We start from the raw sequence: 22,065 nt of genomic DNA, 5'->3' as shown, positions 1-22,065 counted from the left end.
CCTATTTGCCTTTCACCATCTTCATCAATCTGCCGGCAAATACAAAGTCATTGAGTTCCTGAACATCAGAATCACCGATCTCACTACTTGGTCCTGTCCATAATATACGGCCCTGATGCATGAAATTAACTTTATCACCAATTTCAAGCACAGAGTTCATGTCATGAGAAACCACTACTGTTGTAATCTCATATTCATCGGTGATATCCTTTATGAGGTTATCTATTTTGATGGATGTTTGAGGATCGAGTCCTGAATTAGGCTCATCACAAAAAAGATAATTGGGTTTGGTCACAATAGCCCGAGCAATACCCACCCTTTTTTTCATACCTCCTGATATTTCTGAAGGCATTTTACTATTTACATTTTCCAATCCTACCCGCTCCAAGCAGAAATTGACTCTTTCTAGTTTTTCTTCACGAGACTGCTTGGTAAGTACATTCAGTGGAAACATCACATTATCCTCCACATTTAAGCTGTCAAACAATGCACCGCCTTGAAATAGCATACCCATTTCCCTTCGAACCTCTGTTTGTAATTCCTTAGATGCCTTTGCAAAGCTTCTTCCATTAAATTCAACAGTACCCTGATCAGGTTCAATAAGACCTACGATGCATTTGAGCAGTACACTTTTACCGGTTCCACTAGCACCAATAATCATATTTGTTTTTCCGCTTTCAAACTCTACGGTTATGTCATAGAGAATCTGCTTATCATTAAAGGACTTGGATACGTTTTTAACTTCGATCATGGCGTAAGAAGTGGAGCTAATAAGTAAGCAAGTAAATAATCCCCGGCAAGTATGGCAATGCAGCTACTGGTCACAGCATTGGTACTGGACTGACCTACTTCCAGAGCACCACCTTTGGTGAAATATCCTTTATATGAGCTAATGGCGGCAACAAGAAAACCAAAAACGACCGCTTTGATCAAGGCAAATGCGACAGAGAATGGAATAAATGTCATTTGAATGCCTAGTATATAATCTGTTCCGGTAATTACTCCTGTGAATAAGGCTGTCAAATAACCACCATATATAGCCACAAATGCAGCCAGTGTAACCAGCACAGGAAACATAAGCACAGAAGCAACAATTTTTGGAAGCACCAGGTATGATGTCGCATTAATGCCCATAACCTCCAGTGCATCTACCTGCTCTGTGATTTTCATTGTTCCAAGCTCACCGGCGATATTAGAACCTACTTTTCCGGCGTAAACAATCGCAGTTATCGTTGGAGCTAGTTCAAGTAATGTCATATCTCTTACAACCAACGCGATTATTGGATCAGCTATTAGCGGAGATATCAGATTGTACGCTGTTTGGACAGTGGTAACTGCCCCCATAAATGCAGATACAATCACTACGATGAATACTGAGTTGTATCCAACTTTAATACATTCATCAACTACTCGTACGACATACGTAGAAAAAGTCTCCCTTCGAACGAACAGCTGACCTATAAAGATGATGAATTTCCCTAAACTCTTCATGAAGTTGCGTAAGCTAAGATTGTTAGCTTTGTCAAACATAACACCTTAAGGAATAACCGAAAAAAATAATATGAATAATTCAGAGAGATTGGTCGTGATTACCGGGGGAACCAAGGGAATCGGGAAAGCATTGGTGCATCGTTTTGCTTCAGAAGGGTGGCCCATAGCTACTTGTTCCAGAAACGATAATGACCTGGCTTCTCTTCGAAAAGAAGTACACGAAAAGCATAATGTGCTGATTCACACCTTTTCAGCAGACCTATCCAATAAAGAGGGAGTTAAATCTTTCGTAGAGTTTATCCGGATGACTGCCAAGCCTGTGGAGATATTGATAAATAATAGCGGTGTATTCAACCCGGGACTTATTTGTGAAGAACCGGATGGAGCCCTGGAAACAATGATTAATACGAATTTGTATAGTGCCTATCATTTATCACGTGCGCTTATCCCTCAGATGAAGCAAGATTCCAGGGGCCACATCTTCAATTTATGCTCGGTGGCAAGTTTAAAGGCTTATCCTAATGGTGGCAGTTATTCAATCTCAAAATTTGCCCTATACGGGCTTTCTCAGGCCTTGCGTGAGGAACTTAAAGAGTTTGGAATCCGTGTTACTTCGATTTTAGCAGGAGCTGTTAAAACTCCAAGCTGGGATGGTGTAGATATTCCTGAAGATCGATTTATGAAACCTGAAGATATTGCCGAAACCATCTATACCAGTTATCGGTTGAGTGAACGAAGTGTAATAGAAGAAGTAGTCCTAAGACCACAATTGGGAGATATATGATTCAGAAGTATTGCAATAGCCTTACACAATATTCTCGCAGAAAAACAAGAGAAGTATACATTGGTGATATCCCATTGGGAGGGAATAATCCAATCAGGGTACAATCCATGACCACTGTAGATACCATGGATACTATGGGATCTGTAGAGCAAACATTAAGAATGGTTGAGGCTGGTTGTGAATATGTGCGAATAACTGCTCCAAGCATCAAAGAGGCCCAAAACCTTGAGAAAATTAAAAACGAGCTGCGTAAACGAGGGTGTAATGTCCCACTGGTTGCAGATATCCACTTTACTCCCAATGCAGCAGAGCTGGCAGCAACCATCGTTGAGAAGGTAAGAGTGAATCCTGGCAATTACGCAGATAAGAAGAAATTCGAACAGATTGAGTACACCGATCAGGCGTATGCGGACGAGTTAAAGCGTATCGAAGACAAGTTTTCTCCTCTTGTTGAAATCTGTAAAAAGCATGGAACGGCCATGCGAATTGGCACAAACCACGGTTCACTTTCTGATCGAATCATGAGCCGTTACGGTGATACGCCTTTGGGAATGGTGGAGTCCGCACTTGAGTTTATTCGAATCTGCGAGGCGATGGATTACAAAGATCTGGTGGTTTCTATGAAAAGCAGCAACCCTCAGGTGATGGTTCAGGCTTACCGATTGTTGGTGAGTAAACTTGATCAAGAAGGATTGGAGCCTTACCCTTTACACCTAGGAGTGACAGAAGCTGGAGAAGCAGAGGATGGAAGAATTAAGTCGGCAGTGGGTATAGGTACCTTACTGGAAGACGGGCTGGGGGATACGGTTCGTGTGTCACTGACTGAAGAACCGGAAGTAGAAGCTCCCGTTGCTCAAATAATGGTAGATCGTTTGGTAGGAAAGACAAGTCAAAAGCCAATTGATCCAATTGAAAAGTATCCGGTCAATCCATTTGAATATCATCGCAGGTCTACCAAAGAAGTCTTGAATTTTGGTCATGAAAATGTACCACGAGTAATTGCTGATTTCTCCAAAGTTGAGCAAGTTGAAGTGAAAGATTTGAAGGCCATTGGACATTCATATCTTCCGGAACTTGATAAGTGGGGGATGAATGATTTGGGGGCAGATTACATTTACACCGGCTCCAACCCAATCAAATTCATGTTACCAAATGGGCTAAAAGAGGTCATGGATTACGAGGTTTGGAAATCCTACAGTGATCAAGTAAATAAATTCCCATTAGTCTCTGATTTAAAAGAAGTTAAAGATCTACACACAAAGTTAAACTTCATATCAGTTAATGCGGATCAGTACGACCAAACAATCTTTGGTTTTCTGGAAAAAACGACCAATACGGTGCTTATACTGCATTCTGAGCAAGCTCACTCCACCGCAAGCATCCGAAGGTTTGTAGTAGAGCTAATGAACCGAAATATCGAAGTTCCTGTAGTGCTTAAGCAGTCATACTCAGAGCTCACTGAGGATGAATTAATGATTTATGCTTCGACTGATGCGGGAACATTGTATGTCGATGGAATGGGTGATGGTCTGATGCTGTCACCGAAGTTTGTTCCGTCTGTTGAGACCTTGAAGCTATACAACAATTCGGCCTTTGGAATTCTCCAGGCAGCTCGTACACGTATTACAAAAACCGAGTACATCTCATGCCCATCGTGCGGAAGAACACTCTTTGATCTGCAGGAAACAACCGCGATGATACGTAAGCGCACGGATCATTTGAAAGGTGTGAAAATAGGCATCATGGGATGCATTGTGAATGGCCCTGGAGAGATGGCAGACGCTGACTTTGGATACGTAGGTTCCGGTAAAGGGAAGATCACTCTGTACAAAGGACAAGAAGTGGTGAAGCGAGGTGTTCCATCAGAACGTGCACTTGATGAGCTTATAGAGTTGATCAAAGATCACGGAAAATGGGTAGAGCCGGAAGGCGTGGAGGCATAGAAATCTCCATTACTTTGAACAGACTCGATTAAATGCTGTTAACTTTAATAGGACGAAAAAACCTGTTAAATGAATCGAGCACAGACAATTCTGTCAATTGTTATTTTACTTATTCTAACCGGTGGAGTAACTTTTTACATTTTTTCCACTGAACCTGAAGCTGAGACTGAAGGAGCCACCAAACAATCTGCTATGCTGGTAGAGGTCACCAGAGCAGAACAAGGTGATTTTAGACCGATTATTAAAGCTACCGGAACTGTTCAGGCTGCACGCGATATAAACCTTAGTGCCAGAGTTTCCGGAGAGATTATATCAATATCACAGAAGTTTGTTCCCGGATCTTTCGTTAAGAAGGGAGATGTGCTTGTACAGGTAGATCCTGCTGATTATAGAAATACCGTTTTGATGATGGAGAGTAATTTAGAATCAGCTCAGGCCCAATTTAAACTGGAGATGGGGCAGCAGGAAGCCGCCAAAAATGACTATGACCTGGCTGAGGGTGAAATACCAATAAATAATAAGGGGCTGTTGCTGAGAGAGCCACAGCTCAATACCGCAAAAGCAAATGTAAAAGCCGCAGAAGCACAATTGGCACAAGCAAAGCTGGATTTACAGCGCTGTACCATCCGTGCTCCTTTTGATGCTCAAGTTGTCAGCAGGGCAGCAAATGTAGGGTCACAAGTGGCTCCTGGAAATATGTTAGGTCGGTTAGTAGGCACTCGTGAATATTGGTTGACTTTGAATGTCCCGATGGCTAAAATTAATTGGCTGGATATTCCATCTGAAAATGAGGATGCTAACCCGAATGTAAAGCTGACAAATTCATCTTGGGCTGAAGGACAATACCGGATGGGAGCTCTGTATCGCATGATTGGTACACTCACTGATCAGACTCGGTTTGCACAGGTGATCGTTCGAATTGATGACCCCACCAAAGGCAAGCCTCGGATAATCATCGGTTCTTTTATGGAAGCTGAAATACCTGCACAGCAATTGAATGATGTGGTTAGGTTAAATCGCGATTATCTAAGAAAAGATCAAACCGTATGGGTGAAGAACGGAAATGAATTGAGCGTAAAGGAGGTAGAGGTTGCTTTTTTAGATGAAAAGTACGCATACATCACCAAGGGACTTACAGGGGATGATCAAATCATAACCACCAGCCTTTCAACGGTTGTGGAAGGCTCAGCTGTCAGAACCGAGCAAAACGAGGAAAAATAGTATGGAAAAGAAGCTGAACGAAAAGGAAAGAGGAGGAGCAATCGGATTCTTTGCAAAGAATTCATTGATCACCAATCTAATCATGTTTCTTTTGATAGGAGGTGGTTTCTGGACCATGTACACCATCCAGAAGGAGGTACTTCCTCAGTTTCAACTTGATATTGTGGAAGTGAGCGTGAGTTACCCTGGTGCCTCACCTGTTGAGGTGGAGGACGGTATTCTCCTACCTGTCGAAGAGGCAATACGAGGAGTACAAGGGATTAAAGAAATCACTTCTGAGGCACGTGAAGGTTCGGGGCAAATTTCTGTTGAGCTCGTTGTTGGTACCAATCGGATGAAAGCTTTTCAGGACATTGATCAGGCAGTAAACAGAATTCAAACATTTCCGGATGATATTGAACGTCCGCAGGTTCGTTTGCAGGCAATTCAGCGTGACGTTATGGAAATAGGTCTGTATGGAGAGGTTGATATTTGGACACTTAGATTGTTTGCTGAACGACTTAAAAATATACTCCTCAGTAATCCTAATATCACTCAGGTAGAAATTGGCAATGTACCGGAGTTTGTAACACATGTAGAAATCCCTGGTCATAAATTACTTGAATATCAAATTACACTTGGGCAAGTAGCTGACCTTATCAGACAATCAAGTCTTGATATACCTGCAGGATCAGTAGAGACGAGGACGGGGGAGATTACGCTACGTATGCAAGAACGGAAAATATGGGCTGACCAATTCAAAGAAATTGATGTCATTTCTTCAGCCAGTGGAGCCACAGTTAAACTTGGGGATATTGCGACAATCACAGATGGTTTTGAAGAAGAGGGCTTTCATGGTCAGTTTAACAAGCAAAACTCTGTAGAGGTAGAGATTTTCCGCATCGGTGATCAGTCTCCACTATCGATTGAGTCTGCAGTAAAAGAAATTTTAGCAACCTTCGAAAGCAATCTTCCGCCCGGAGTTAATGTAAGAATTAGCGGCAACCGTGCTGATGATTATCGGGAACGGCTGTCTTTACTTACTGAAAATGGACTAATGGCCATTGTCATTGTACTTGTCATACTATCACTATTCCTTGAGTACAGGTTGGCTTTTTGGGTAATGATGGGCATGTCGGTCTCCTTTATTGGAGGTATTCTGTTTCTTCCAACCTTGGATATTAGCGTGAATATGATTTCCATGTTTGGCTTTCTGGTGGTCTTGGGAATTGTGGTGGATGACGCTATTGTAGTAGGTGAAAATATCTATGAATATCGCCAAAAAGGATATTCCTTTATGGATGCTGCCATTGCCGGCACAAAGGATGTTGCCCGACCGGTGATTTTTAGTATTCTGACCACCATCGTTGCTTTTATGCCTTTGCTATTCATGCCCGGAACCACCGGGAAATATTGGTGGCCGCTACCAGCTGTAGTAATTGTAGTGCTGGCTGTGTCACTGGTAGAGGCCCTGTACATTCTACCATCACATGTAGCACATAAACCAAAGAAAAACCCACTTAATATCGTTCGAAAGTGGGAAGGGGTACAATCCAAAATAGCTGCAGGATTTCAACAATTTATTGATAAGATTTACAGACCATTATTAACTGTTTCACTGGCCAATAGATATGTCACACTGACTGCAGCTATAGCCCTATTGATAATGGTAGGTGGTTATGGATATAGCGGACACATGGGAATGATTTTAATGCCGGAAGATGCGGCAGATGAAATTGAAGCAGGGGTGAGGCTTCCGGTAGGGACAACCACAGATCAGGCTGCCGAGATTGCTCATGACATTACTGAATCCACGATGAGGATGTTTGATGAGTATGATCTTTATAAAGTAGCTGAGGGTGTAAAGACGAATGTTCGTGGTAAAAGCTTCATTGATGTGGAGGTGGTAATGAAACCACCGGATAAACGAGACATGACTGCAAGGGAATTCATACAATTATGGAGGGATAATATTGGTGAAATCCAGGGAGTTGATCAAATCACATTCGAAGCGGAAAGAGGTCCGGGAGGCTGGCAGCAAGACATTAGCGTTGATTTAAGTCATCCTGATATTGATGTTTTGGAAAATGCAAGTCAGGCTTTTTATGATCGAGTAGATCGCTTCGTAGAGACAAAAGATGTTAGCGATAACTACAACAAAGGGAAGGTACAGTATGGTTTTGAATTACTTCCGGAAGCGAGGAGCTTAGGGCTCACTCCCAATTATGTAGGAAGGCAGATTCGCGACAGTTTTTTTGGAGCACTTGCCATCCGCCAATTACGTGGAATCAATGAAACAGAAGTTAGGGTTAAACTTCCGGAATCAGAAAGAAAAGACCTTACGAATCTTGAAGACTTTGTTATTCAAACACCGGACGGAACCATAGTGCCCTTGAAGGATGTGGTGAAAATCAAGGAAGGAGTGACTTTTACGAGTATTAATCGGAGAGATGGTAAGCGTGTTATCAATGTTGGTATGGATGTAGAGCCTGATAATGCACAGACAAGAGTGTTAAACTCTATCAAAGAAGAAGTGCTCCCTCAGTTGCGAAGTGATTTTCCGGGGATTACCTGGTCTTTCGAAGGGAGTCAGGCTGAAATGAGAGAATCTACGGAAGCTTTATGGGGAGGGTTTGTTATGGCTATGCTTATTATTTATGCGCTTCTTGCCATTGCATTGAATAATTATGCACAACCGATCATTGTCATGTTTGCCATTCCATTTGGAATTGTGGGTGCTGTGATTGGTCATATCCTATTAGGGTATGACTTATCACTTGTCAGCTTAATGGGAGTCATTGCCCTATCCGGTGTTGTTGTGAATGATTCATTGATCATGATTGATTATGCTAATAAAAATCGAGGTGATATTCCGGCGTTTGACTCCATGCTGGAAGCAGGCGTAAGGAGATTCAGGCCAATCATTTTAACGACTCTTACAACATTTGGAGGCTTGACACCTATTATCCTTGAAAACTCAAGACAAGCACGACAGCTAATTCCAATGGCTATTTCTTTGGGTTTTGGGATCATTTTCGCTACTGCCATTATCTTAATCATCGTTCCTTGTCTGTATATGATTATGGATGATATTTTGAAAGCACTTAATTCTGACCCACTCCCTAGTGTAGAGGAGGAAGCCGAGCTAGAAGCAGCTGAGTAGTTTGATAGGTAGGGGATTTTTCAGCTTCGTAAAAACATCTATCTTGGTATGTGAATGCTATCTGATATACCATCATGAAATACTACGACCCACAAACACTTTCCTTTATTCTAAAAGACGTTCACCAATTAGATGAACTGTTAAAGGCTGATCGGTATGCTGCATATGACATGCAGTCAATAGACTTGCTGTTGGACGCTGTAAAGGACTTAAGTGATACCGCGCTATATCCATATGTAAAGGAGATGGATGAAAAGCCGGCTTACTTTAAGGATGGACGCATTAAGATCCATGAACAGTTTGAGTCCATCTTTCAAAAGTCAGGAGAGATGGGACTGGTTGGAGCGTTTATGAATGAAGAAGATGGTGGCATGCAATTACCTCTTGTGGTATTCAATGCGCTTTATTTTATAACAGAAGCCGCCAATAATCATGTGTCCGGTTATCTGGGACTCACGGCCGGTGCGTCTAACCTGATCATAAATTTTGGCACAAACGATCTAAAGAAAAGATTTATTCCCAAGATGCTTGAGATGAAATGGGGAGGGACTATGTGTCTTACAGAACCTCAGGCAGGAAGTTCCCTTTCTGATATCACCACATCTGCTAAACCAACCGGTGATGGTACTTACTCCATCAAAGGACAAAAGATTTTTATCTCCGGTAGTGACCATCAATTCTCCGACAATTTCGTTCATCTGGTTTTGGCTAGGGTAGAAGGTGCCCCGGCAGGTACCAAGGGAGTCTCGTTGTTTGTGGTGCCACAATATCGCGTCAGTGATGACGGAAGCATTGGGGACTGTAACCATGTTGATATAGTGGGCGAACATGAGAAGCTGGGTCAAAGAGGATACTGTACCAATCATTTGGCTTTTGGCGATAGTGGTGAAAGTTTAGGGTATCTGGTAGGTCAGGAAAATAAGGGATTGTCCTATATGTTTCAAATGATGAATGAAGCACGTATCGCGGTAGGACGTGTGGGTACCGGTATCGCTTCAGCTGCCTACTATGCTTCATTGCAGTATGCTAAGGAGCGTCCGCAGGGTCGTAAACTCCAGGGAACCGGCAAAAAAGATCCAAACCAGGAGCAAACACTCATTATCAATCATCCGGATGTAAAACGCATGCTTTTACACCAAAAGGCAATTATGGAAGGGGCTTTGAGTGTGGTACTGCAGTGTGCATGGTACGTTGACAAGCAAATGACCACAACAGGCAATGAAAGAAAAAATTTTCATGTGTTGGCTGAACTACTTACTCCAATTGCAAAAACATATCCATCGGAGAAGGGGAGAGAGGCTGTAGATACTGGTCTTCAGGTTCTTGGTGGATATGGATTTACCATGGATTTTATTCTCCAGCAATATTTAAGAGATATTCGTATTTGTGCGATTTATGAGGGTACCACCGGCATCCAATCTCTCGATTTATTGGGGAGAAAGGTAACCATGATGGAAGGTGCAGCGATGAAACTGTTAGCTGAAGAGGTTGAAGAATCAATTAAAGCGGCAATGGGTGTTGAAGAACTGAAACAATACGCTTCTCAGTTGGCAGGCGGTGCGACCATGATTCAGGAGTGTTTGTCACACCTCATGAAATATGCATTGAATGGTGATCATGAACGTTACCTTGCTGACGCCACAGTCTTCATGGATCTGTTTAGTACAGTTGTGATTGGATGGCAGTGGCTAAAAATGGGTTTGGCTGCCATGGATCAGGATGAAGCTTTTAAACAGAGCAAACTTCATACGCTGGACTATTTCTACAAATATGAAATGTCACGTTGTAAAGGGCTACAGAAAACCATCTGTCATGATTCGGATGTGACGGTGAAAATGGGAGCGGAGATGTTTTGATTTGTATTCAGAATCAAAACTGCACATTGAATTTTGCTTCAAACTGCTCTGGAATGTCTTCTTTATTTTCTCCCAGGTTTTGCCGTAAATCAATCTCGATTCCTCTTACAATGGTCGAGATAGGCACATCATTAGATGTACCTTCAAAAGGATTATCTCCTGTTCGACCAATTCGTTCCATGGTATGAAATACCCACCCAACAGCCGTGTAGATCGGTATGGTAAGCCAAATGAATAAATTAGAAATAAATGGATATGTGTTAGTGAGGCTTTCACCAATATCCATAAACTGAGGAACCAAGGCAACCGGCAGGAAGAGTAATAGAATCCACATGAACCAGTGGTTCAGTGTGGCAAACTGACGCGGGTACGGAAAGTTTTTTATGCGCTCACTTTTGCCTTGCAAATCAAAAAGATCTTTCAAGACGCCTTCTAGCTCAAGGAAAGAGAATTCCCAGATCAGGCCTGATTCTTTTAGCTTTCTTAAATGATGAGATTGCTGATACAATAAGGCTGTCTGCTTATTATCCTTTGTCATTATATCATCAAAATCTTCTTTGCTTAGATAAGGCTTTAGGTCATCTTCAAGTGTAGATAATCTCTCCGGTGGCCGGATGCCCCATTCCTGATTTGTACGTTGATTGACTGTGGTTTCCCATTGTTTTTGAACCCTCATGGCATGTCGCAAAGCTGTCATCCATGCAATATGCCGATAGGTTAAAGTTTTGACCTCTTTCGCTAATGCTTCATCACTTTGTTGTGTTTTCGCGTGCTCATTGGTAACCATGTCTTGCACAAACATTCCAAATGACCGGGAAGTGTTAACAATGCCTCCCCATATTTTTCGAGCTTCCCATATTCGATCATAGGTAACATTGTTTTGAAAACCGATGATGAAAGCCACTGCAGTACCTATCAGTGCGACTGGCGTCCATGGGATTTTCAGCCAGGTAAGATCCAGAAAGTAATATGCCAAGACCCATAGGGTGATTACGCTAAAGATTCGAAGCGTATCAAATCGTGTCCAAATGGCAAGTTCAGTGAATTTATAGGTGCGTCTGGTGTACATGCTAATGAGTTGTAGTTGTTAATGGCAGGAAATCAGCCACTACTAAAATAGCGAGGAAATGTGACTCTCTTTTACTAACTCAAGTCATCTTTCTGGCGAATTGAATTATTGAAATGGTTTTTAATCAATATCTTAGACTAAACTAATATCGCCTGGCCCATGCAAACATTCAACACCCCATTAGAAGCCTATCATTATTGGCTTGATGAGAATCCTAAAGCTGTATTTCTAAGACAACCCATCAATCGTGAATTCATTGAGTATTCCAGAGAAGAGGCATACAAACAAGCACGCAGTATTGCAGCCGGTTTGCAAGAGATGGGACTTAAAAAAGGCGATCATGTGGCTATCCTCTCAAAAAATTGTGCACATTGGTTCATGGCAGACCTTGCCATTATGCTTGGTGGATTCATTTCTGTACCTATTTATCCAACCCTGGATGCGGCTAGTATCAATGAGATTTTGGTACATAGTGAGACAAAAGCGGTCATAATTGGTAAGCTGGATGATTATACTTCCCAGCAATCAGGAATACCGGATATCATTAAGGTAGGCGTGGAGCTATATGATATATCAGAGCAACATTCGTGGGAGGATATGATCACCAAGGGTCATTCAGGCTTTACGCCTGCGGTGCAAGACCCGGAGGACCTCATTACCATCATGTATACTTCGGGTACAACTGGTAATCCAAAAGGCGTGATGCATAAAGTAAAGTCTTTTAACATCATCGCATCTACGGGACTTGAAGCACTTGAAATACCATTAAATAGCAAGTTCTTTTCTTATCTACCATTATCACACATAGCCGAACGGATTGGAATTGAAATGGGTACTTTTTACAAAGGAGGTATCGCCAGTTTTCCGGAAACCCTTGACACGTTTGCCGAAGATTTGGCTAACACCAGTCCGGATGTATTCCTTGCAGTGCCTCGTATCTGGGGTAAATTCCAGGAAAAGATTTTAGAGAAAATGCCACAACAAAAGCTTGATAAGCTTCTTTCGCTCCCAATTATTGGAAACATTGTAAAAAAGAAAATTCGTAAAAAGCTTGGATTGAATAATGCTACCTGTTTTTCTGGAGCCGCCCCTTTGGCTATAAGTTTACAGGAGTGGTATGCCAAACTTGGAATCGAAATTAAACAGTGCTACGGCATGACGGAAGATTGTATCCTATCGCACTTCAGCTTACCGAATGCCAATAAATTTGGGAAAGTAGGAAGGCCATTACCGGGTGTTCAATCCAAGCTGTCAGAAGAAGGAGAGGTCTTAGTGAAGAATGACTGTCTGATGGTAGGGTATTATAAAGAACCTGAAAAGACCGCTGAGATGTTTACCGAGGATGGCTATTTGCGAACGGGGGACATTGGAGAGTTTGATCATGACGGGTACTTATCCATTACCGGACGTATTAAAGACCAGTTTAAAACGGATAAAGGAAAATATGTAGACCCATCAGGAATAGAATTACAGATATCCAAAAATACGGATATCGAGCAGATATGTCTGGTTGGAATGGGCATTGCTCAGCCTATGGCGCTGGTTGTTCCTACGGAAGCTGCAAAATCTAAAAGTAAGGAAGAGCTAAACAAGTCATTGCTAAAAACCATTGACGATCTCAATCCTTCGCTCAAAGCACATGAAAAAGTAGCTAAAGCAGTGGTGATGAAAGAGGACTGGACAGTAGACAATGGCTTGATGACTCCATCCATGAAAATACGCAGAAACAGGGTAGAGGCCATACACCAGGAGTATTATCCTCAATGGTTTGATATGGAGGAGCGGGTGGTTTACGAAGCTGACATTTAGGTTGTCCTTGAAATTGGTTCATAAAAAATCCACCCGAAGGTGGATTTCTAGACTAACTAAAGATGTTTAACCTAATATATCTGAGGAGTTAGTCATTAATATTTATTTCAAACGAAATGTCTAAATCAGTCCCTCCGACACTCACACCTGAATCTGCTGTTTTTAAGCCTGGTTGATGTTTTAAAATAATCTGGAAGGTACCACTGGATGCAGTGCTTGAACCAGTTGTCCAGCTTGTTTCCAAACCTAGCGGTAATCCATTATCGTCCTCATCTTCATAATTAACTGCATCACTACGATTATCAATATTTCCATTGCCTGTCGGGTCTGAAAAAATGTCATTTGTAAAGGCAAAGAAGAACATGTGTTCATCAGCCTCAGCAGCAATCTCACTTGTTTTGTCTTCTCCTTCTAACGTGTTGCTCAATTCAATATCGAGCGTATATGTTACACCCGCAACTAAATCAATTGTACCGATCGTAGGGTTTTCAGTGCCATCTGCATCCGGATCAAACCAAGTGGCTGAAACTTCATTGCCACTACCTGTAGGAGTAAATGTCAATACCACCTCATTAATAGCTTCCTCACCATCGTGATCATGATCATGATCATCATCGTCTGAACAGCCTACTACAAAGCCAAAAGAAAGGAATAGAATCCATAAGAATTTGCTACTTGTCTTCATGTGTTGCGTAATTGTTATTTGATTTATGCAATACTATTGCATAAAATATAATTATGCAACATTGATGCATTTAAAATGAATAATCAATTGCGATGGTGATGTTTCTTCCTGGGGCATCCCCAAAATATCGCAATCGATCAGTATACATACGATAAGATGTATTCAAAGCATTATTGATTTTGAATATCGCATTCCATCGGTTCTTCTTATAGCTCACCCGGGTACCCACTAAAAAGAAAGCGTCCGGAGGGGACATAAAATCGAAGATTTCGGACCGGTCTATTTCCGCGTTTCCTTCTTGAAATGTGATAGGTTCAATTACAGGGGGTTCATTCCATTGTTTAGCTGTATAGCTAATATTGAGCCCATATGACCAGTTTTCTTGCTTGTAATCAAGCAGGTAATTGATATTTAATGGGGGAACCTCAAGCAATGCCTGTCGCTCATTAGTAGCTGTGGCATATACGAATGAAATTTTCACTTCAGAGGACAGCTGATTATTATGTTGGTGTAAAATATCCCAATCACTACCTGCAAATAGAGCATCAGTTTGATCATAAAAGAAGAATGGAAAAGTTCCTGCTATTCCTGTACTTACTCCAAATGGTCTCTGAAAAATGTAATTATTGATTTGGTTGATGAAGAATACAAACTCCGCTTTAGTTTTCCCTTTATTTAATTCAATTCCTGATACCCATTTAAAACCCTGCTCAGCCGGAACTGCACGATCATCCTCGTCCAAAACAGAATTCCATGGTGTGGAGACCTCAGGTTCCAGCTCATATCTCCATAAACCGAACTGGAGTCTTGAGTTATGATAGCCATATGAGTATAGTTCTGCAACATTTGGAGCTCTCCAGGAGGAGCCCAGGTTTGTAAAGACTGACACATTTTCATTGAACTCTTTTTTCAGTCCAAGCGTGAAAGTACCATTCGCATACGTGACATTATTAGAATACGTAAAACTATCCCTGACAATATCAGAGACGTCCAGTGTTTGATAATCAAACCGTAGACCTAACTCCATAATGGTACGATCAAAATTCAAAGACTGGACACTAAATAGGCCAACGTTGAATACATCGTAATCAGGAACAAAATTGACAGGATTGGAGCCGGGTGTATTGGAACTGCTTTGTGTGAAAATTTGAATACCGGAATTCCCTTTCCATCGACCGTTTTCCGGCTGAATCCATTCAGTGTCTATGGTATGAGAGGAGAGGGTCAAGTCAATGACCGGTCGGTTGTTTAATTCCCCTCTTCGCACATCAAATTCTTTTCGTGCATTGAGTTGAAAAGCATACTGAACATTAACTATATGGTCCTCAAGGTAAAGTGATAGGTTGGATTTAAGTACTCCGTGCTGTGTTTCCTGCCGAGGGTTTTGAATCTGATAAGTAGATGGAAAGGTAGGGCTTGGAGTTGATCGATCAATCGCCCGCTGAAGGTCATCCAGATTGCCTACAATGGAGCCACGCAGTATTCCTAATTCTTGCTGAAAGTAGCTCCCAGATACTTGAAGATCATAGATAGGTTTGTGCAGGTTGGTATTAAAGCTACCTCCAAATTCCCGTTTTCCGGTGTTAGATAAGGTATAATCAGGCGCCTTAAGATCACCTTGGTAGGTACCAAAAGCTCCGACATTCCAGGCAAAACGATGCAATCCTTGACCTATGTTTAGTTGACTTGTGATGGAGCCTCCATTGGTTTGATAGCCGCTTCCAAAAGACCCATATAATTCTTTATCAAAAGCAGGCTTTTTTGAATTATATAAGATAACCCCTCCCAGGGCATCCGGTCCATATTTGACTGTACCTGCACCTTTCACGATCTCAATCTGATCTACATGAGAAGGGTCTATTTCCGGGGCATGTTCTTGTCCCCAAACCTGGTAAGCATGCCTGACTCCATTGTTGATAACCAAAACACGGTTTGAGTGTAACCCATGAATCATGGGTTTAGATATGTTGCTTCCAGTTTGCAGTAATGATACCCCGCTGATCTCTCCTGTAATGGAACCAATAGAAGATCCAACTACTGAGAGCTTATCCAATTCTTTCTTTTGAATAGTTAGTGATTTGATGGCCTCCCGATCAACTTCTTCTACAATTACACTCTCAAGCAATGTCTGGTCAGAGGCTAAATATATGGTGGGGCTTGCGTGATGAAAGTCATGATGGTGAACGACTGATTTATAACCTATAAATCGTACTTCTAAGTGAACTTCATCTTTACAAATATTTTCAATCAGGAATGCTCCATTTTCGTCAGCCACTGCACCCTGATTTGTGTCTTTTATTTGGATGGTAGCATAAGGTAGTGGTTCCTTAGTATCTGCATCCAGAATTTGACCGGAAATGGATCTGTTGCAAGGCTTTTGTGCAACGGAAATGAATGTGCTTATAAGAACTAAAGCTAAGAAAAAGTATTTCATATCAGGCGCAGTTTGCGCATTTACCATCAATGATCAGATTGACGCCTTCCGCCTGATAGCCTTTAGGAAGGGATATGTTTGGCATGGATTGTTTCTCATTCAGACATTGTATTTGACCACACGCATTACATTTAAAATGTACATGATTGTGATCATGCTGATCAGGAGAACAGGTATCATGACACAATCCATAGGTAGCACTCCCTGTTTCGTTTGGTATTTTGTGGAGGATGCCGGAATCTAGAAAACTATTTAATGTTCGATAGAGTGTAACCCGATCATATTCTGTAAACCTGTTTTCAAGATCTCCCTGTGAAAGCGCATTTTTTTCGTCAAGAAAATATTGCATGACATCCAGTCTACAATCAGTTATTCTCAGGCTGTGATTTTTGAGTATTTGCTTGAGGTTTTCCTGCATGTTACAAATATAGTTTATGCAACTAAATTGCATGAATAATTAGGAAACACTTTACTTAAGTTTGTGGTTTCTATAGTATATGGAAAATCAAGAACAACAGAATAAAGAAGAGAAGGTCAACTACTTTGATTTCACGGAAGTGCTGACCTATTTTTTTAGAAAAAAAGATCCCAACAGGCCTAAAAGCTTCAATTTAAAGGCGATGCATACGATCAATAAAATTTCGATTTTGATGTTTCTCTTTGCTGTGATTGTAATGATTGTGAGAGCAATCTCGAGAGCCTAACTTTACCCTTATGAAGAAATTACTAATCGCCATTTTATTTGTGGGAGTGCTGTCTGCGCACGGGCAGGACACAGATCCCATAGCTACTGATAGACCCACCCAATCCGCTGCATCTACTGTAGTGCCAAAAGGGAGTGCCCTGATTGAGTATGGGTTTATTTATGAATCTGCAGGTGATTTGACCAATACAACTATGGCTAATTTGCTTGCTCGTATTGGATTATTTGAAGGGTTTGAGTTTCGAATCACACAAAATATTCAGCAAATCAGAAACGATGTAACAGATATAAAAGTGAGGGGTCTTTCTCCCATTACGCTTGGAACAAAAATTCACCTGGTAGGTGAGCAGGGGGCCGTACCGCAAACGAGTATTATCGCGCAGGTAACACTTGATAACGGCAAACAAGCATTTCGCCCCGGAGAGCCAATACCTGAGGTAAGATTGAACTTCTCAAACTCACTCAGTGAGTTTTTAACACTTGGCTACAACCTGGGTGTTGCATTTCCTGAAGACAATACCACTACCATTTACAGTGCGGTCTTAGGGTATTCCTTTTTACCAGGATGGACGGCATTTGCTGAGCCGTATGGTTTTCTATATGATGGTGGTTCCGATCATCGTTTCAATGCCGGTTTGATTTATCTGGTCTCAAACAATTTCCAGGTAGACATTTCAGGAGGTATTGGTCTGTCAGATATTTCACCGGATTCTTTTATTGGGTTTGGTGCTGCGATTGGGTTTTAGGAATTTTTAAATTGGCACCCCTTTAGGGGCTGGGGGTGTACCTTCCGACGCGCACCCTTTATTCCCTAAAGGGACCTAACACGCACCCTATAATCCCTAAAGGGACCAAGCGCACATCCTTTTTCCCTAAAGGAATCATACAAACGTTTCTTTTCAATCTATTGAGGCACCCCTTTAGGGGCTGGGGGTGAATCTTCCGACGCGCACCTTTTGATTCCCTGAAGAGACCCAACGCACACCCTGTAATCCCTAAAGGGATCCGTCGCGCACCCTTTTAATTCTCTAAAAAGGACCCAACACACACCCTTTTTCCCTAAAGGGACCTTCGCACACGATTTGATTAAATTAAAATCTCGATGGCACCCCTTTAGGGGCTGGGGGTGTACCTTCCGACGCGCACCCTTTAATCCCTGAAGGGACCTTCGCACACGATTTGATTAAATTAAAATCTCGATGGCACCCCTTTAGGGGCTGGGGGTGTACCTTCCGACGCGCACCCTTTATTCCCTAAAGGGACCTTCGCACACGATTTGATTAAATTAAAATCTTGATGGCACCCCTTTAGGGGCTGGGGGTGTTCTTCCGTCGCTCACCCTTTTTCCCTAAAGGGACCAAGCGCACCCTTTTTCCCTAAAGGAATCCATCCCACACCCTATAATTCTCTAAAGGGACCAAGCGCACACCCTTTTCCCCCAAAGGAATCTTACACTTAAATCAGAAATTGGGCTTGATTAGCATCCAGATTTTATCTTGCTAAACTCCAACTGATTCCCAGGTAAACCTCTCTTCCATGGATAGGAGAGTACGCATATGCGGTATCAAAACTGTCGCTGAAGCCCAGATTGGCGTTAGGGTCATTGGTTCCTGTGAGTGGGGACCAGGGTTGGACATAGTCAAAGATGTTTTGTACACCACCGTAAATAGACCATCCCTTTTTCAAGTTTTTAGCTATTTGCAAATTATGGATAGCAAAAGGGGTAGAGGTGGTAGGTCTGGGTGATGGGCGTGGGTCGCCATTTTCATCTAAATCAAACACTTCGGGTAGTGCCATCGGACCTGTTAGTCGTGCGGTATAACCAATCTGGGTATTCCAGTTTTTAAGGTTGTAATTAGCAGTAAAAATACCTGTCCACTTTGGGGCAAATTCTATGTCTCTTTTTTCTCCGTTTTCTTTCTCAGTCACATCCTGAATATTCATCCCAAGATTGAACGCCAGAGGAAAAGCAAATTCTTGCTGTAGGTTCATGCCTATTCCCTTGCTTACAGCATATCCATCTGTATTGGCGTACCGGATTTGTCCTTCTGTTTCATAGTCTGGCGTAACCTTATTGGTGAAGTAGGTATAGAAGGCATCTATATCTATCATTCCCTGACTTTGACCCATTGAGTATATATGGTTGAGGTTTAATGAGAAGTTATACGATTCTTCTGGTTGGAGTTCTTCTTCAATGATTACTTCTCTCTGACCCGTAACAAATGCATGATCTTCTGTGAAAAGATTGACTATACGAAAGCCGGTTCCGAAATTGGAGCGAAGGGTCGTCCATTGACCCGGTTTGTATTTCAGGTTCAACCTGGGGGCGGCAATGAGTCCGTGATCTTCATAGTGATCCAGTCGAGCACCGGTCAGAGCTGTAAATGATTCCGATACTTTCCACTCATCCTGCATGAAGATTCCGGGAATGTATTGATTGTCCGGCTGGTTGACACCATTGCTTTCTGTCGCAATGGTATTATCATCGTATGTTTGATAACGAGAGGTCAGCCCACCGGTAACCTGATGGTTGTTAAGCTCTTTGTCCCAGATTAAATTGGTAAATAAAATGTCTTGAGAGGCTTGATAATAGTCGGCACCATAATACGAATCTTGCTCGTGCGTGCTCAATGAATAATCGATGCGAATTTTTTCTGATAGAGGAAGCTCGTAAGTACCAAATACTTCCAACCGGTTGGTGTAGATGCTTTCGCCATATACTTCTTCACTGCCTCTAAGCTCTCGGTAGTTCCGATCTTCCAAAAATTCTTTTACCCCATTTCTTCGATCCTCGTAGTAATATTTACCTGAAATGGTGAACCGCTTTCCGGATGGACGACTGATTTCCCATTTTGAAAATAGAGAAATACGATCCAGGTTGATGTTATCGCCAAATCCATCACCGTTGCGATCATCAAAATCATTTATATATGCATAATTAAACCCAATAAACCCTGAGCTCTTTCCAATTTTCGGAGCGAAGGAGAAATTACCAAATGATTCGTAATGCGAGGTGCCCATTACATCCGCTGATAGCAGGGGCTGGCTGGCTGGATCTTTGGTAATGATGTTTATCACTCCCGCCACTGCCTCAGATCCATAAAGCGTTGAGCTTGGCCCTTTGATCACTTCAAATCGATCGATGATCATGCTTGGAATGCCATTCAGTCCATAAACAGAGGCCAGGTTCCCATAAATAGGGGAGCCATCCATCAATATCGCAGTGTATGGGCCAGGCAGACCATTAATGGAGATGCTGTTTGTAAAACAGACCCCACAAGCGACCACTTCCTGCACGCCGTTTACAAGGGATATGCCTTCCACAATACTGGTCGCTGCTGCAGGGATATAGGTATTTAAATGTTTGGATGTGACTACTTCGACTTTAACAGGCGACTGTGACACGAATGTAGGTTGCATGGTTCCGGTCACCACCACCTCATCCATAGTGAGCGTACTTTGTTCGAGAGTAATTGAAATTGGATCGTTGGAAGGGATGGTGATTTCCCTTTTCACCATTTTAAATCCTACAGAGCGTATCTCCAGTATATAATTACCACTGGGAGCAATTATATTAAATCTTCCATCAACTCCGGTGACGCCTCCATACTCAGTATCCAACAGTCTGACGGTAGCCCCGGGAAACCCTTCACCATCTACCATTACTACTCCACTGATGTTGGATTGCCCAAAAGCGACAGTAGCAGTGAATCCCAAAATCAACAAACAAACTCTAACCATACATTTTGCTATCATTACGATTATGCAAAACTATATATTCGTATAAACAAAACAAAAAGTTAGATTAGTCTAAAAATAATAATGATTTCACTTTCTTAAGTGGAGGGTGTTGACGGTAATTTTGGCCTCCTTCACACACCCTTACATCCCTAAAGGGACCCAACGCTCAGCACAATTATGGTACCCCTTTAGGGGTCGGGGGTTGAACAATAAGGCGGTCCGTCGATACGACAGTGGTGGGTCATTTATTACGTCAATTTTGATTGTAGACCCTGAAACAAGTCCATTGTGGTCTTCTAATCTGAGATTTTCCGCCACACACCCTTATTCCCTAAAGGGAACTCCGCGCACCCTTTCATTTCCTAAAGGGATCTACGCTTCTTAAATAAACTTGTCACACTGAACCCTGAGTTTATTGTAGTTTGAAGTGTGGAATTTCGGAAGTCATGAGATTTCATTAACTCCTTGGTTTAGTTTCACTATGATGCAGTGGGTTTCGAGGAATACATTAAATAGATTTTTCCGCAAACGTTTTAACTGAATGTTAACAATGGTTTCTAGTAAATTTTTTTTACTAAAAATTCCAGATTGTGTGCTGCTTTCATAAATCACTGATAACTAAATGTTTAACATGAATATTTTAAGATATCATTTAGCAGGAAGGTGGATGTTGGCTCATCTCGCTATTTGCAAAACTGGATAAAATAATATTATTCTTGCGAATAGTTTAAGAACCTAACCTATTCACCATGAAGATACTCACCATCTTTTGTGTAGTGATTTCACTACATGGATCATTCTATTCTTACACGCAATCCAGCAAAAAAATTATTGGCACATGGAAGGTCGATGTTACAGAATCGATAGAATTAATGAACGCCGATCAACGTGCCAAATATGATGCTTTTGATAAGGCAACAAAAGAGCAGGTTGCAGATGAACTTAAAAATCAGACGTATTCATTTCAATCCGATAATACATTCTCAATAAGGACGCTACAGGGAACCAGCTCAGGGAAATGGGATATTGATGCTAAAAATTTAGTTCTGTCATTTTCTTCTGGTAAAGTAACATCCAATTTTATTGAGAAATCTACCAAAAAGCTTTTGATGCTTCGGATAATAGATGATCCATCTTCAGAAGCACTTTTTCACCGAATCGCTCTTTACTCACTGTCTAATAACTAA

Annotated in this window: 16 protein-coding genes; 9 read left to right on the top strand and 7 right to left on the bottom strand. The window is 41.8% G+C overall.

What is annotated here, in order from left to right; all coding sequences use genetic code 11:
• Window position 1 precedes the first annotated feature (1 nt).
• Both ACQK2H_RS12190 and ACQK2H_RS12185 read right to left on the bottom strand, forming a co-directional pair.
• The gene (locus tag ACQK2H_RS12190; RefSeq protein ID WP_425391717.1) at window positions 2–751 is read right to left on the bottom strand and encodes an ABC transporter ATP-binding protein; all 750 of its coding nucleotides are present in this window, start codon (window positions 749–751) and stop codon (window positions 2–4) included.
• Window positions 748–1,491: an MlaE family ABC transporter permease gene (locus ACQK2H_RS12185; RefSeq protein WP_425391716.1), complete on the bottom strand. Its 744-nt coding sequence runs from the start codon at window positions 1,489–1,491 to the stop codon at window positions 748–750. Before ACQK2H_RS12185 ends, ACQK2H_RS12190 begins: the two co-directional genes overlap by 4 nt.
• Window positions 1,492–1,561: 70 nt before the next feature.
• Between ACQK2H_RS12185 and ACQK2H_RS12180 the strand changes: the two genes are divergently transcribed.
• The 5 genes from ACQK2H_RS12180 to ACQK2H_RS12160 all read left to right on the top strand — a co-directional run bounded on the left by ACQK2H_RS12180 (window position 1,562) and on the right by ACQK2H_RS12160 (window position 10,437).
• Entirely contained in the window at window positions 1,562–2,275 is a 714-nt protein-coding gene (locus ACQK2H_RS12180) for an SDR family oxidoreductase (RefSeq protein WP_425391715.1), read from the top strand.
• Window positions 2,272–4,218: a (E)-4-hydroxy-3-methylbut-2-enyl-diphosphate synthase gene (gene ispG / locus ACQK2H_RS12175; RefSeq protein ID WP_425391714.1), complete on the top strand. Its 1,947-nt coding sequence runs from the start codon at window positions 2,272–2,274 to the stop codon at window positions 4,216–4,218. Before ACQK2H_RS12180 ends, ispG begins: the two co-directional genes overlap by 4 nt.
• Before the next feature lie 69 nt (window positions 4,219–4,287).
• A complete protein-coding gene (locus tag ACQK2H_RS12170) occupies window positions 4,288–5,439 on the top strand; it encodes an efflux RND transporter periplasmic adaptor subunit (RefSeq protein WP_425391713.1) in 1,152 nt (383 codons plus the stop codon).
• A 1-nt stretch (window position 5,440) separates the two neighbouring features.
• Window positions 5,441–8,581 carry an efflux RND transporter permease subunit gene (locus tag ACQK2H_RS12165; protein WP_425391712.1) on the top strand — a complete coding sequence of 1,047 codons (3,141 nt, stop codon included), beginning with the start codon at window positions 5,441–5,443 and terminating at the stop codon, window positions 8,579–8,581.
• Between the two features lie 74 nt (window positions 8,582–8,655).
• Entirely contained in the window at window positions 8,656–10,437 is a 1,782-nt protein-coding gene (locus tag ACQK2H_RS12160) for an acyl-CoA dehydrogenase (RefSeq protein ID WP_425391711.1), read from the top strand.
• A 13-nt stretch (window positions 10,438–10,450) separates the two neighbouring features.
• On the opposite strand, the gene ACQK2H_RS12155 is transcribed toward ACQK2H_RS12160, so the two are convergent.
• A complete protein-coding gene (locus tag ACQK2H_RS12155; protein WP_425391710.1) occupies window positions 10,451–11,506 on the bottom strand; it encodes a bestrophin family protein in 1,056 nt (351 codons plus the stop codon).
• Between the two features lie 159 nt (window positions 11,507–11,665).
• Here ACQK2H_RS12155 and ACQK2H_RS12150 point away from each other — a divergent pair, with 159 nt between their 5' ends.
• Window positions 11,666–13,315, top strand: a complete 1,650-nt coding sequence (locus ACQK2H_RS12150) for an AMP-binding protein (protein ID WP_425391709.1) — start codon at window positions 11,666–11,668, stop codon at window positions 13,313–13,315.
• A gap of 88 nt (window positions 13,316–13,403) precedes the next feature.
• Here the strand turns inward: ACQK2H_RS12150 and ACQK2H_RS12145 are convergent, their stop codons facing one another.
• The 3 genes from ACQK2H_RS12145 to ACQK2H_RS12135 all read right to left on the bottom strand — a co-directional run bounded on the left by ACQK2H_RS12145 (window position 13,404) and on the right by ACQK2H_RS12135 (window position 16,852).
• On the bottom strand, window positions 13,404–14,000 hold the full coding sequence (locus tag ACQK2H_RS12145) for a hypothetical protein (protein WP_425391708.1): 597 nt from the start codon (window positions 13,998–14,000) through the stop codon (window positions 13,404–13,406).
• 70 nt (window positions 14,001–14,070) lie between these two features.
• Window positions 14,071–16,434: a TonB-dependent receptor gene (locus ACQK2H_RS12140; RefSeq protein WP_425391707.1), complete on the bottom strand. Its 2,364-nt coding sequence runs from the start codon at window positions 16,432–16,434 to the stop codon at window positions 14,071–14,073.
• A gap of 1 nt (window position 16,435) precedes the next feature.
• Window positions 16,436–16,852, bottom strand: coding sequence for a Fur family transcriptional regulator (locus tag ACQK2H_RS12135; RefSeq protein ID WP_425391706.1), 417 nt, complete (start codon window positions 16,850–16,852; stop codon window positions 16,436–16,438).
• A 79-nt stretch (window positions 16,853–16,931) separates the two neighbouring features.
• On the opposite strand from ACQK2H_RS12135, the gene ACQK2H_RS12130 reads away from it, so the two are divergent.
• Together ACQK2H_RS12130 and ACQK2H_RS12125 are read left to right on the top strand one after the other, a co-directional pair.
• Entirely contained in the window at window positions 16,932–17,138 is a 207-nt protein-coding gene (locus ACQK2H_RS12130) for a DUF6728 family protein (RefSeq protein ID WP_425391705.1), read from the top strand.
• A gap of 10 nt (window positions 17,139–17,148) precedes the next feature.
• Entirely contained in the window at window positions 17,149–17,883 is a 735-nt protein-coding gene (locus ACQK2H_RS12125; RefSeq protein WP_425391704.1) for a transporter, read from the top strand.
• Window positions 17,884–18,628: 745 nt separating this feature from the next.
• On the opposite strand, the gene ACQK2H_RS12120 is transcribed toward ACQK2H_RS12125, so the two are convergent.
• Complete coding sequence (locus tag ACQK2H_RS12120; protein ID WP_425391703.1) at window positions 18,629–20,878, bottom strand: TonB-dependent receptor; 2,250 nt, start codon at window positions 20,876–20,878, stop codon at window positions 18,629–18,631.
• A gap of 749 nt (window positions 20,879–21,627) precedes the next feature.
• Here ACQK2H_RS12120 and ACQK2H_RS12115 point away from each other — a divergent pair.
• A complete protein-coding gene (locus ACQK2H_RS12115; protein WP_425391702.1) occupies window positions 21,628–22,065 on the top strand; it encodes a DUF5004 domain-containing protein in 438 nt (145 codons plus the stop codon).

The organism is Ekhidna sp. (assembly GCF_965228795.1).
GTDB lineage: Bacteria > Bacteroidota > Bacteroidia > Cytophagales > Cyclobacteriaceae > Ekhidna.
Note: the sequence above shows the minus strand (reverse complement) of the source record. Positions and strands in the feature narration are given on the sequence as shown.

Excerpts from the sequence above, each read along its gene's own strand:
- ACQK2H_RS12190 (WP_425391717.1), bottom strand. The coding sequence starts at position 751 with ATGATCGAAGTTAAAAACGTATCCAAGTCCTTTAATGATAAGCAGATT.
- ACQK2H_RS12185 (WP_425391716.1), bottom strand. The coding sequence starts at position 1,491 with ATGAAGAGTTTAGGGAAATTCATCATCTTTATAGGTCAGCTGTTCGTT.
- ACQK2H_RS12180 (WP_425391715.1), top strand. The coding sequence starts at position 1,562 with ATGAATAATTCAGAGAGATTGGTCGTGATTACCGGGGGAACCAAGGGA.
- ispG (WP_425391714.1), top strand. The coding sequence starts at position 2,272 with ATGATTCAGAAGTATTGCAATAGCCTTACACAATATTCTCGCAGAAAA.
- ACQK2H_RS12170 (WP_425391713.1), top strand. The coding sequence starts at position 4,288 with ATGAATCGAGCACAGACAATTCTGTCAATTGTTATTTTACTTATTCTA.
- ACQK2H_RS12165 (WP_425391712.1), top strand. The coding sequence starts at position 5,441 with ATGGAAAAGAAGCTGAACGAAAAGGAAAGAGGAGGAGCAATCGGATTC.
- ACQK2H_RS12160 (WP_425391711.1), top strand. The coding sequence starts at position 8,656 with ATGAAATACTACGACCCACAAACACTTTCCTTTATTCTAAAAGACGTT.
- ACQK2H_RS12155 (WP_425391710.1), bottom strand. The coding sequence starts at position 11,506 with ATGTACACCAGACGCACCTATAAATTCACTGAACTTGCCATTTGGACA.
- ACQK2H_RS12150 (WP_425391709.1), top strand. The coding sequence starts at position 11,666 with ATGCAAACATTCAACACCCCATTAGAAGCCTATCATTATTGGCTTGAT.
- ACQK2H_RS12145 (WP_425391708.1), bottom strand. The coding sequence starts at position 14,000 with ATGAAGACAAGTAGCAAATTCTTATGGATTCTATTCCTTTCTTTTGGC.
- ACQK2H_RS12140 (WP_425391707.1), bottom strand. The coding sequence starts at position 16,434 with ATGAAATACTTTTTCTTAGCTTTAGTTCTTATAAGCACATTCATTTCC.
- ACQK2H_RS12135 (WP_425391706.1), bottom strand. The coding sequence starts at position 16,852 with ATGCAGGAAAACCTCAAGCAAATACTCAAAAATCACAGCCTGAGAATA.
- ACQK2H_RS12130 (WP_425391705.1), top strand. The coding sequence starts at position 16,932 with ATGGAAAATCAAGAACAACAGAATAAAGAAGAGAAGGTCAACTACTTT.
- ACQK2H_RS12125 (WP_425391704.1), top strand. The coding sequence starts at position 17,149 with ATGAAGAAATTACTAATCGCCATTTTATTTGTGGGAGTGCTGTCTGCG.
- ACQK2H_RS12120 (WP_425391703.1), bottom strand. The coding sequence starts at position 20,878 with ATGGTTAGAGTTTGTTTGTTGATTTTGGGATTCACTGCTACTGTCGCT.
- ACQK2H_RS12115 (WP_425391702.1), top strand. The coding sequence starts at position 21,628 with ATGAAGATACTCACCATCTTTTGTGTAGTGATTTCACTACATGGATCA.